This is a genomic window from Pseudomonas sp. GL-B-19 (assembly GCF_019956415.1).
In the GTDB taxonomy this organism is placed as follows: domain Bacteria; phylum Pseudomonadota; class Gammaproteobacteria; order Pseudomonadales; family Pseudomonadaceae; genus Aquipseudomonas.
On record NZ_JAHBDK010000092.1, the window covers coordinates 1 to 10107 of the forward strand.

11 protein-coding genes are annotated in these 10107 nt (G+C 58.8%); 7 read left to right on the plus strand and 4 right to left on the minus strand.

The genetic code is table 11. From position 1 onward, the window contains the following. Positions 1 to 84 precede the first annotated feature (84 nt). On the minus strand, positions 85 to 876 hold the full coding sequence (locus KGB06_RS27850) for a dienelactone hydrolase family protein (protein WP_223521465.1): 792 nt from the start codon (positions 874 to 876) through the stop codon (positions 85 to 87). 144 nt (positions 877 to 1020) lie between these two features. Here KGB06_RS27850 and KGB06_RS27855 point away from each other — a divergent pair, with 144 nt between their 5' ends. From KGB06_RS27855 to KGB06_RS27870, 4 genes are all read left to right on the plus strand, one after another. Continuing rightward, entirely contained in the window at positions 1021 to 1326 is a 306-nt protein-coding gene (locus tag KGB06_RS27855; RefSeq protein ID WP_223521467.1) for a hypothetical protein, read from the plus strand. 54 nt (positions 1327 to 1380) lie between these two features. Next, positions 1381 to 2058 carry a response regulator gene (locus tag KGB06_RS27860; protein ID WP_223521471.1) on the plus strand — a complete coding sequence of 226 codons (678 nt, stop codon included), beginning with the start codon at positions 1381 to 1383 and terminating at the stop codon, positions 2056 to 2058. Continuing rightward, on the plus strand, positions 2055 to 3401 hold the full coding sequence (locus tag KGB06_RS27865; protein WP_223521473.1) for an ATP-binding protein: 1347 nt from the start codon (positions 2055 to 2057) through the stop codon (positions 3399 to 3401). The genes KGB06_RS27860 and KGB06_RS27865 overlap by 4 nt, the downstream gene beginning before the upstream one ends. A 469-nt stretch (positions 3402 to 3870) precedes the next feature. After that, entirely contained in the window at positions 3871 to 4233 is a 363-nt protein-coding gene (locus tag KGB06_RS27870; RefSeq protein WP_223521475.1) for a DUF6124 family protein, read from the plus strand. A gap of 149 nt (positions 4234 to 4382) precedes the next feature. On the opposite strand, the gene KGB06_RS27875 is transcribed toward KGB06_RS27870, so the two are convergent. Then, on the minus strand, positions 4383 to 5381 hold the full coding sequence (locus KGB06_RS27875) for an AraC family transcriptional regulator (protein ID WP_223521477.1): 999 nt from the start codon (positions 5379 to 5381) through the stop codon (positions 4383 to 4385). A gap of 53 nt (positions 5382 to 5434) precedes the next feature. Here KGB06_RS27875 and KGB06_RS27880 point away from each other — a divergent pair, with 53 nt between their 5' ends. The 3 genes from KGB06_RS27880 (at position 5435) to KGB06_RS27890 (ending at position 8384) form a co-directional block, all read left to right on the plus strand. Then, positions 5435 to 5668 (plus strand): hypothetical protein, encoded by a 234-nt coding sequence (locus KGB06_RS27880; protein ID WP_223521479.1) that lies wholly within the window; start codon positions 5435 to 5437, stop codon positions 5666 to 5668. A gap of 55 nt (positions 5669 to 5723) precedes the next feature. Continuing rightward, positions 5724 to 7058: a dicarboxylate/amino acid:cation symporter gene (locus KGB06_RS27885; RefSeq protein ID WP_223521481.1), complete on the plus strand. Its 1335-nt coding sequence runs from the start codon at positions 5724 to 5726 to the stop codon at positions 7056 to 7058. A gap of 144 nt (positions 7059 to 7202) precedes the next feature. After that, positions 7203 to 8384 carry a CaiB/BaiF CoA transferase family protein gene (locus KGB06_RS27890; RefSeq protein ID WP_223521483.1) on the plus strand — a complete coding sequence of 394 codons (1182 nt, stop codon included), beginning with the start codon at positions 7203 to 7205 and terminating at the stop codon, positions 8382 to 8384. A 120-nt stretch (positions 8385 to 8504) separates the two neighbouring features. Here the strand turns inward: KGB06_RS27890 and KGB06_RS27895 are convergent, their stop codons facing one another. Both KGB06_RS27895 and KGB06_RS27900 read right to left on the minus strand, forming a co-directional pair. Then, positions 8505 to 8999 (minus strand): SprT family zinc-dependent metalloprotease, encoded by a 495-nt coding sequence (locus KGB06_RS27895; RefSeq protein ID WP_223521485.1) that lies wholly within the window; start codon positions 8997 to 8999, stop codon positions 8505 to 8507. Between the two features lie 160 nt (positions 9000 to 9159). Then, the gene (locus KGB06_RS27900) at positions 9160 to 9762 is read right to left on the minus strand and encodes a Yip1 family protein (RefSeq protein ID WP_223521486.1); all 603 of its coding nucleotides are present in this window, start codon (positions 9760 to 9762) and stop codon (positions 9160 to 9162) included. Positions 9763 to 10107: the final 345 nt, after the last annotated feature.

The window sequence follows — 10107 nt, forward strand, 5'->3', positions numbered from 1 at the left end:
CGCGAGCAGGCTCGCTCCCACAGGGGATCGCATAACCCTGTGGGAGCGAGCCTGCTCGCGATGGCCGCGCCGCGGTCTACCTGATCAACTAAAAATCTTTTTGAGAAACGCCTGCATATCCGCCCAGGACTGTTCATCCGCCGCCTTGTTGTAACCAATATCCGGCCCGCCATGTTCGCCATGGCTCAACCGATCCGCATCCGGATTGCTGAACCCATGCTTGGCGCCCTCAAGGCTGACAAATTTATAGTCGGCGCCGGCCTTGTCCATTTCAGCCTTGAACGCCGCCACGTTTTCCGGCGTGACCATACTGTCCATCGCTCCATGCTCCACGAGAATTTTCGCCTTCACAGTGCCCGGTGCAGCCGGTGTCTTGGTAGCCAGCGAGCCATGGAAACTCACCACGCCTGCCAATGGCAAACCCTGACGTGCCGCGTTCAGCACCACAGCGCCGCCGAAGCAGTAGCCTATCGCCGCGATTTTATTCGGGTCGGTTTGCGGTTGTTGCTCCAACAGTTCAAGCCCGGCCTGAAAGCGCGCAGCGGCCGCAGAGCTGTCTTTGAGCACATCCTGCATGAACGCCATGGCGTCCTTCGGATGTTCGGTGTTCTTGCCGTTGCCGTACATGTCGATGGCCAGCGCGCTGTAGCCCAGACCGGCGAGGTCACGGGCGCGACGCTTGGCATAGTCGTTCAGCCCCCACCATTCATGCACCACCAGGACGCCGGGGCGCTGGCCTTTGATGGCGTCGTCGTAGGCGTAATAGCCGATCATTTTTGTGCCATCGACACTTTGATAGGGGATTTCATGGGTTTTGATGGCGGCTTGAGTCAGCCCGCTCATCACCAGCAAACAAAGGGCGAGAAAGATGCGCATGATCGGATCTCCTGCAAGAAAGTCATCAAGACAGCCTAGTCGATCTTGTTCAGCTTGGGTTCAGTCTGTGTTCAGGGGAAGTTCAGGGGCGGGTGAGTAAGGTGGCTCGTACCCAAAAGCACCTGCGCATGAGGAAATTCCCTAATGACTGGCTTTAAAAACCTGATTCTGGCTTTTACCGTTCTGAGCGCGAGCACCGCGGCGTTAGCGTCCGATGACATCATCGCCAACCTTGCTCTTGGAAAGACCAACGAGAAGGTCAAAAAGTCCCTGACCCTGAACAGCTTCAGCATGGTCAGCCCAGTGGGAAATGAGAGTGCCTGGGGCGCGCATTTGGGCCAGCTGAACAACCCGGCCGATTACTCCGCCGGTTACGCCAACGTGTTGGTGACGCACAATGGCTTTAAACTCGGTCAGCAAGACCTCAAGGGCCGCTATGATTTGTCCTGACCGTTGGATGCGCCGTTGTGCCATTGGAGATGTTGCTTTGCCCGGGAGAGCGTTATGAAATTGCTGGTCGTCGAAGATGAAGCGCTGTTGCGCCATCACCTGCAAACTCGCCTGACGGAGAGTGGCCATGTGGTCGAATCCGTGGCCAACGCCGAAGAGGCGCTGTACCAGACCGAGCAGTTCAACCATGACCTGGCGGTGATCGACCTCGGCTTGCCGGGCATGGGCGGGCTCGACCTGATCCGGCAGTTGCGTGCGCGGGGCAAGACCTTTCCGATCCTGATTCTCACCGCACGCGGTAACTGGCAGGACAAGGTCGAAGGCCTCGCCGCCGGGGCCGATGATTACGTGGTCAAACCGTTCCAGTTCGAAGAGCTCGACGCCAGGCTCAATGCCTTGCTGCGCCGTTCCAGCGGTTTCACCCAGTCGACCATAGTCGCCGGGCCACTGCTGCTCGACCTCAACCGCAAGCAGGCCACGCTCAATGACGAACCGCTGGCGCTGACCGCGTATGAGTACCGGATCCTTGAATACCTCATGCGTCATCACCAGCAAGTGGTGGCCAAGGACCGCTTGATGGAGCAGCTCTACCCCGATGACGATGAGCGTGATCCGAACGTCATCGAAGTACTGGTCGGCCGTCTGCGCCGCAAACTCGAAGGCCCGGCCGGTTTCAAACCGATCGACACCGTGCGTGGCCTCGGCTACCTGTTCAATGAGCGCTGCACTTGATTCGTTCCCTTCGTGTCCGCTTGATGCTCGCCGCCACTTTGCTGGCGGTGTTGTTCATGTTGGCGTTATTGCCGGCGATGCAAGGCGCGTTCAGCCTGGCCTTGCAGGATTCGATTGAGCAACGGCTGGCCTCGGACGTCACCACGCTGATCTCCGCCGCGCGCGTGGAAAACAACACCCTGCTAATGCCGGCGCAGTTGCCGGATGAACGTTTCAACCTGACGGACAGTCGTTTGCTCGGCTACATCTTTGACCGCGAAGGTCATCTGGTCTGGCGTTCCAAGGCCGCCGGGGCAGAGTTGATCAACTACACGCCGCGTTACGACGGACGTGGTAATGAGTTCGCGCGCATTCGCGAGGCCAACGGTCAGGAATTCTTCGTCTACGACGTCGAAGTCAAACTGCTCGGCGGCAAAAGCGCGGCATTCAGCATCGTCGCCCTGCAACCGGTGCGCGAATACGAAGCCACCCTCGAAGGCCTGCGCGAAAACCTTTACCTGGGCTTTGGTGCGGCGCTGTTGGTGTTGCTCGCGTTACTGTGGATTGGCTTGACCTGGGGCTTGCAGGCCTTGCGCCGGCTCAGTCAAGAACTCGACGAAATCGAAAGCGGCGCCCGGGAAAGCCTCAGCGAACAACACCCGCGCGAACTGTTGCGCCTGACCGGCTCCCTCAACCGCTTGCTGCACAGCGAGCGCGAACAACGCAGCCGTTATCGCGACTCCCTCGACGACTTGGCCCACAGCCTGAAAACCCCGCTGACCGTGCTGCAAGGCGTCAGCGAAGACATGGCCCAGCGCCCGCAAGACCGCGATCAGGCCTGGGTGCTGCAAACCCAAATCGAACGCATGAGCCAACAAATCAGCTACCAACTGCAACGCGCCAGCCTGCGCAAAAGCGGCCTGGTGCGCCATCAGGTGCGCCTGCAACCGGTGCTGCAAAGCCTGTGTGACACGCTCGACAAGGTCTACCGCGATAAACACGTGCGCGTCGCCTTCGATCTGCCGCCCCAGTGTTATGTGCCGATCGAACAGGGCGCCTTGCTGGAAATGATGGGCAACTTGCTGGAAAACGCCTATCGCCTGTGCCTGAGCGAAGTGCGCATCAGCGTGCGTGAAACGCTGAACGGGGTTGAGTTGTGCGTTGAAGATGACGGGCCGGGTGTGCCAATGGATCAGCGCGCGCGGATTCTCGAACGCGGCGAGCGGCTGGACCGTCAGCATCCGGGGCAGGGGATTGGGCTGGCGGTGGTCAAGGACATTATCGAGAGCTACGGCGCGAAGCTGACGCTGGAGGATTCGCCGATGGGCGGGGCGGCGTTTCGGATTCATTTTCCGGTGGTTTAGTGGCTGGCCTTGCTGGCCTCATCGCGAGCAGGCTCGCTCCCACAGGGATTTATGTCACGATGAAGATCCACTGTGGGAGTGAGCCTGCTCGCGATGAGGTCGGCCCACCCAGCACAAATCTCACAAGAACCCTGCAATAAACAGATCTGTTTAAAATACACCTCCAGACACTCTCTCAGGCTACACATCCTTGCGCCGTTGCCTACGACTACGCCAGAATCCGCCGGCTTGTGCGTCTGGGGCGTGGGTTCTATCGTTTGCGGGTCGCTGACGAATCAGCGATCGGGTTTAGCGATCCGATCCCCTACACAGTCGCAAAAGCTGCAATTCGCATAATGGCGGCTGTGCGTGGGAGACCTTCGAGGTCTACCCGGGGTTTCTGTGTCCCGGATCGCTAACCTGCGTACAGCCGCCACCTTTACTTGTTTAGCGATAAGCCGTGGCGGCTCAACCAACCACGGAGCTGCACATGTTCAAGATCACACCCAACCCACCAGAAACCGACACCGACGACGTCTCCCCCTACGAAACCCCCGAGTCCAAAAAACTCAACAAAGCCGCCGACCGCGCCCTCGATTACTACCTCAAACCGGTCATTCCCAAAGACACCCCGCGCAAACCCAGTACGATCTACTTCGTCGGTCCCGACACTAATGATGAAACCCTGTTGGTCAGCGCCTGTGAATCCATGGCGTCGGCAAGTGTGATGCTCAGTGAATTTGCGGGGGTGGTGGAGGGGACACTGCGCAACACGGTGCTGGGGATTGCGCAGGTTGTGATGCTGGGGGAACTGGCGGTGAACCGGATGCTGGACAGGCTTGATCCGCCGTAGCTACCAGTCAGGTAGACCGTGTCATCGTTCATCGCGAGCAGGCTCACTCCTACAGGGATCTTCAGTGAACACACTATTTGTGTACACCCGAGATCAAATGTAGGAGTGAGCCTGCTCGCGAAGGGGGCCGGTCCATTCAGCGCAAAAAATCAGCTCTCTTGCGCGCGATAGGCCCCAGGCGTCAGCCCCGTCCACTTCTTGAACGCCCGGTGAAACGCCGAAGGCTCGGAAAACCCCAGCTGCTCGGCAATCTGCTGCAACGACAAATCCGCACGCCCCAGGTGATAAATCGCGATATCTCGCCGCAACTGATCCTTCAATTCCTGAAAACTCGTTCCTTCCTCGCGCAAATGCCGACGCAACGTCTGCGGGCTGATGTGCATCTGCGCGGCCACGGCTTCCAGGTCTGGCCAACGTGAACTGTCGCGGCTGAGCAAGCGGCGCAGTTGACTGCTCAGGCTGTCGCCGTCATCCGGGCGCGACAGCAGGTCGGCGGGGGAGTGTTCGAGGAAATGCTTGAGGGTGCGTTCGTCCTGCAACAGCGGCATATTCAGGTAACGACTGTGAAACAACAGGCTGCTTTGTGCCGCGCCAAACTGCATCGGGCAGGGGAACATCAATTCGTATTCGGCGCCGTGTTCAGGTCTTGGGTAACTGAACGTCGCCAGCTCCAGCCGTATGCGCTGGCCAATCAGCCAACTGCCGAGGCGGTGCCACACCATCAGCTGGCTTTCGGTGAGGAAATGGTCCGGGTCCTGAAACTTCGAATCATCGAGGCTCAGGCGGACCATTTCGCCTTCGTGGGTCAGGGTCAGGCGCGGACTTTCGGGGAATAAGCTATAAAACAATAAGCCGCGATGCAGTGCTTTCTCCAGATTGCGGCAGTGGATCACCGCATGGCACATCATCGCGAAGCTCCCGGTTTTGCTCGGTACCGGGCCGAATCCCAGGTATTCGTCGTCCAGTGCCAGCCACAGACCCTGGATCAATCGCGTGAACTGCTCAGGCGCGATTCGCGCACGCGGCTCGTCCAGCAACTCGGGGCTGATGCCCAGTTGCTGCAACAGGTCTGAATAGTCGACACCCAGCCGGCGCGCGCCACCGAGGGCGGCACGGGCGAAATGACTGGCGATGGTGCGTTCGCGCATTAGCAGGCAATTCCGTCCATTGAACGGACGGATGGTAGCCGTGCAGCCTTGCGATGGACAAGGCGGATATCCGCCAAATAGCAGGACGAGGTCTGGTCGATGGGCGGAAATCCGCCACATTGTTGCAGGCGATGGATGACAAGAACAATCCTGTAACCCTTGGCGTCAAAAGGCTTGCAGGCAGTTTTCGGAAGGTGGCACGGGCCTTGCGATACAACCAGCAGATGCCTGCCGTCGCGCAGCTCGACAAAACAAATCCCTCCAGAAGCAGGAGGGTTCGCAATTGAAGTGTCTTGGGCAACAGATGGATGTTGTCACCGGGCACTCTTGAGGAACTTTGCAATGACGACTCGTCAGCCACTGTACAAATCCCTGTATTTCCAGGTGATCGTTGCCATCGCCATCGGCATCCTGCTCGGTCACTTCTACCCGCAGACCGGTGTGGCCCTCAAACCGTTGGGTGACGGGTTCATCAAACTGATCAAAATGATCATCGCCCCGATCATCTTCTGCACTGTAGTCAGCGGTATCGCGGGCATGCAGGACATGAAATCGGTCGGCAAGACCGGCGGTTACGCGCTGCTGTACTTTGAAATCGTGTCGACCATCGCCCTGCTGGTCGGTCTGTTGGTGGTCAACATCGTCCAGCCGGGCAACGGCATGCACATCGACGTGACCACGCTGGATGCCTCCAAAGTGGCTCAGTATGTCGCCGCTGGTGCGGATCAAAGCGTGGTCGGCTTCCTGCTGAACGTGATCCCGAACACCATCATCGGTGCCTTCGCCACCGGCGATATCCTGCAAGTGCTGATGTTCTCGGTGATCTTCGGTTTCGCCCTGCATCGCCTGGGTGCCTACGGCCGGCCGATCCTGGACTTCATCGATCGCTTCGCCCACGTGATGTTCAACATCATCAACATGATCATGAAGCTCGCGCCACTGGGTGCCTTCGGTGCCATGGCGTTCACCATCGGTGCCTACGGTGTGGGTTCGCTGGTGCAACTGGGTCAGTTGATGGCCTGCTTCTACATCACTTGCCTGCTGTTCATCCTGGTCGTACTGGGTGGTATCGCTCGCGCTCACGGCTTCAGCGTGCTGAAAGTCATTCGCTACATCCGTGAAGAACTGTTGATCGTGCTGGGTACTTCTTCTTCGGAATCGGTGCTGCCGCGCATGCTGATCAAGATGGAGCGTCTGGGCGCGCAGAAATCCGTTGTGGGTCTGGTGATCCCGACCGGTTACTCGTTCAACCTCGACGGTACCGCGATCTACCTGACCATGGCGGCGGTGTTCATTGCTCAGGCGACCGACACCCACATGGACATCACGCACCAGATCACCCTGCTGGTGGTGTTGCTGCTGTCCTCCAAAGGCGCTGCTGGCGTGACCGGCAGTGGTTTCATCGTGTTGGCTGCCACCTTGTCCGCTGTCGGCCACCTGCCGGTTGCAGGGCTGGCGTTGATCCTCGGCATCGACCGCTTCATGTCCGAAGCCCGCGCCCTGACCAACCTGGTGGGTAACGCTGTGGCGACTCTGGTTGTGGCCAAGTGGGTCAAGGAACTGGACACTGACGTGATGCATGCGGAACTGGCTTCTGGCGGTCGCGGTATCTCCGACGAGCCTAAAGACGATGTTCTGGGCCACGTCGAAGGGGCAACCCCAACCAACGTCAAGTAAGACGGCTGCACTGAAAAAACCCGCTTCGGCGGGTTTTTTTATATTTGCGATTTGAGCGTAACGGTCAGCGCATCTGACGCATAAGGTGATTGCTGCAAGGGCGTTGGCTGCCTAGTCTGGAGGCATCGTTCACGGAGATCGCTCATGCTCGGGCCACTGGCATCACTCAAGGTTCTGGATTTCTCGACACTGTTACCGGGGCCGTTTGCCTCGTTGTTGCTGGCGGACATGGGCGCCGAGGTCTTGCGCATCGAATCACCGACCCGCATGGACTTGCTGCGGGTGCTACCCCCGCATGATCAGGGAGTGTCGGCCAGCCATGCCTACCTCAATCGCAACAAGCGCAGCCTGGCGTTGGACCTCAAACAACCCGAGGCGCTGGAGGTGATCAAGCAGCTGCTTGCCGACTACGACATTGTGCTGGAGCAATTTCGTCCCGGTGTGATGGAGCGCCTGGGGCTGGGGTATGAAGCCTTGAAGGCAATCAATCCGAAGCTGATCTACGTGTCGATCACTGGTTACGGTCAGACCGGCCCCTACAAGGATCGCGCTGGCCACGATATTAATTACCTGGCGTTGGCGGGATTGACCAGCTACACCGGCCGCGCCGACAGCGGGCCGCTGCCGTTGGGCATGCAGGTGGCGGATGTCGCCGGAGGCTCGCTTCACGGGGTCATCGGACTGCTGGCGGCGGTCATCGCCCGGCAGCAGACCGGGCAGGGCCAGCACCTGGACGTGAGCATGACCGATTGCGTGTTCAGCCTGAACGCCATGGCGGGCGCCGGGTATCTGGCCTGTGGCGCGGAGCCGGGCAGGGAAGACCAGATGCTCAATGGCGGCAGCTTCTATGACTATTACCGTACTCGCGATGGGCGCTGGTTGTCGGTGGGCAGTCTGGAGCCGGCGTTTATGAGGCAACTGTGTACGGCGTTGGGTCTGGAGGAGTTGGCGTCCCTGGGCTTATCGCCACAGCCTGCGAACCAGAAAAAGCTCAAGGACGCGCTGATGACCGAATTCGAGAAACACGACTTTAATGATTTGTGCGCCCTGTTTGCCGAACTCGATGCGTGTGTCGAGCCAGTGTTGAGTTTGAGCGAAGCGATTGAGCATCCACAGCTGAAGGCGCGGGAGCTGGTGACTGAGGTGCCGCGTGGGGATGGCACGAGCCAGGCGCAGATGGCGTGTCCGTTGAAGTTTTCAGATGGCTTGCCAGAGCCTCGGTATATTGGCGCGGCGTTGGGGCAGCATACGGATCAGGTGTTGGGGGAGTTGGGGTTTAGTATTGAGCGAATCGAGGAATTACGGCGTGCCAAGGTGGTTGCGTAGTGTCTGTCAGGGCCTCATCGCGAGCAGGCTCGCTCCCACAGGGGATTGTTGGTAGGCATAGATCCAGTGTGGGAGCGAGCCTGCTCGCGATGAGGCCAGACCAGACAACATAACTCTGACTTACTCGACCCGCATCTCCCCGCTAAATACCAATGTACTCCGGCACCGCCGACACAAGTACCGCCGCCCCTGCCTCACCAGACCATGGCGCTGCGCCGAAAACGGGAAATCGCTGTCCACGCACGGGCATTTGTAGATATAGCGCGTCACGCTGCGGCGTTTGACGTCGTAGGTGTGGCAGCGATTGGGCGGCAGTTCGTACACGCCGCGCATGATCAGTTGCCACTCTTCGCCATGCGGCTGGATGCGGTCACCAAACAGTTGATGAGCGATCAGGTGGGCAACCTCGTGGGCCACGGTTTGCTTGAGAAAGTCTTCGGTGTTTTCCCGGTACAGCTGCGGGTTGAAGCGCAACAGGTTCTCGTGCAAATGCGCGACACCGGCTTTTTGACCGCGCAGCTTGAGGCTCACCACGGGACGTTTGAAAGTGCGTTTGAAAAAGGATTCAGCGAGTTGGTAACAGTCTTCGACGCGGGTATTGAGTGGCTCGGACATGCTTGATGGATCTCCAGAGACGTCGAGTATGCCGCAACCCTGGGGTCTTGCGAATCGCCGAGGTACCGAATGGTCGTCAGCGCCTTCTATCCTTGAACATTAGAAGGCCGCCTTGCGGCGGCCTGTGTTGGCAGATCTTGTTTTTGGGTGGAAAGAACCACTAATTAGTATAGACCGGCCCCACGCCGAGTCCCCAGACAATGACTGTGAAAGCCATGATGGCGACCAGCACCACCAGGCCTACTGCAAGCACCGAACTTGAAAACAGGAACCCCTCGTCTGATGGAATGTTCATGAAAGTGGGTAGCCCCACATACAGCAGGTACACCGTGTAGCAGATGGCCGCCGTCCCGACGATCATTCCCAGCCACAGGTGTGGGTACAGCGCCGCCAGTCCGCCGATAAACAACGGGGTGGCGGTATAGGTCGCAAACGCAACGCAACGGGCCAGGCTCGGGGTGGCGTCATAGGTGCGAGCCATCCAGTGGATGAACGCGGCCATCACTGCAACACCGCCGAGCATCGCCACGTACGACATGATCGTCATCCATAGCGCGCTTTCCTGCGTCAGCATCACCGGTGCCCGGCTGCCAATCACCCAGCCGACCTTTGTGGTGCCGATAAACGCTGACACGGCAGGGATCGCCGCCAGAATCAGCGTGTGTGTCAGGTACATGTGGCTAATGCTTTCCTCATGGTCGCCACGGATTTCTTTCCATTCCTGGTCGGGGTGGGTGAAAAGCCCCACTACGTGATGGATCATGCCAGTCACTCCTCTTGTTTTTCCCATCGCCCCCCAGCGGAGCGCCTACGGGCCAAAGTGGCCAAGTAAGTAAAGGTCTGGATTTGTATGCGACCTTATGTCGCAGTATAGAAAGGTCTTAACCGCACAGGTGATAGGGGCTTAGAGCAAATCGCGCTGTAAACCTCAGGGATAATCGCCGATGGGTCTGTCACTCATTACCCTTGTGGGAGCGAGCCTGATCTGGTCCAGTAATTTTGGACATTGTTTTCGGTTCTCACGCCGCCATCTTTTCTGCCGCTACCGGCGAGTGGTAACCGTTGTAGCTGTGGCGCCTTACATTGTTGTAGCGCGCCACATATCGGT

What these genes read in the sequence shown, in the direction of transcription:
- KGB06_RS27855 (WP_223521467.1), top strand. Translation starts at nt 1,021, where the DNA reads ATGACTGGCTTTAAAAACCTGATTCTGGCTTTTACCGTTCTGAGCGCG.
- KGB06_RS27885 (WP_223521481.1), top strand. Translation starts at nt 5,724, where the DNA reads ATGACGACTCGTCAGCCACTGTACAAATCCCTGTATTTCCAGGTGATC.
- KGB06_RS27875 (WP_223521477.1), bottom strand. Translation starts at nt 5,381, where the DNA reads ATGCGCGAACGCACCATCGCCAGTCATTTCGCCCGTGCCGCCCTCGGT.
- KGB06_RS27850 (WP_223521465.1), bottom strand. Translation starts at nt 876, where the DNA reads ATGCGCATCTTTCTCGCCCTTTGTTTGCTGGTGATGAGCGGGCTGACT.
- KGB06_RS27895 (WP_223521485.1), bottom strand. Translation starts at nt 8,999, where the DNA reads ATGTCCGAGCCACTCAATACCCGCGTCGAAGACTGTTACCAACTCGCT.
- KGB06_RS27870 (WP_223521475.1), top strand. Translation starts at nt 3,871, where the DNA reads ATGTTCAAGATCACACCCAACCCACCAGAAACCGACACCGACGACGTC.
- KGB06_RS27900 (WP_223521486.1), bottom strand. Translation starts at nt 9,762, where the DNA reads ATGATCCATCACGTAGTGGGGCTTTTCACCCACCCCGACCAGGAATGG.
- KGB06_RS27860 (WP_223521471.1), top strand. Translation starts at nt 1,381, where the DNA reads ATGAAATTGCTGGTCGTCGAAGATGAAGCGCTGTTGCGCCATCACCTG.
- KGB06_RS27890 (WP_223521483.1), top strand. Translation starts at nt 7,203, where the DNA reads ATGCTCGGGCCACTGGCATCACTCAAGGTTCTGGATTTCTCGACACTG.
- KGB06_RS27880 (WP_223521479.1), top strand. Translation starts at nt 5,435, where the DNA reads ATGGACAAGGCGGATATCCGCCAAATAGCAGGACGAGGTCTGGTCGAT.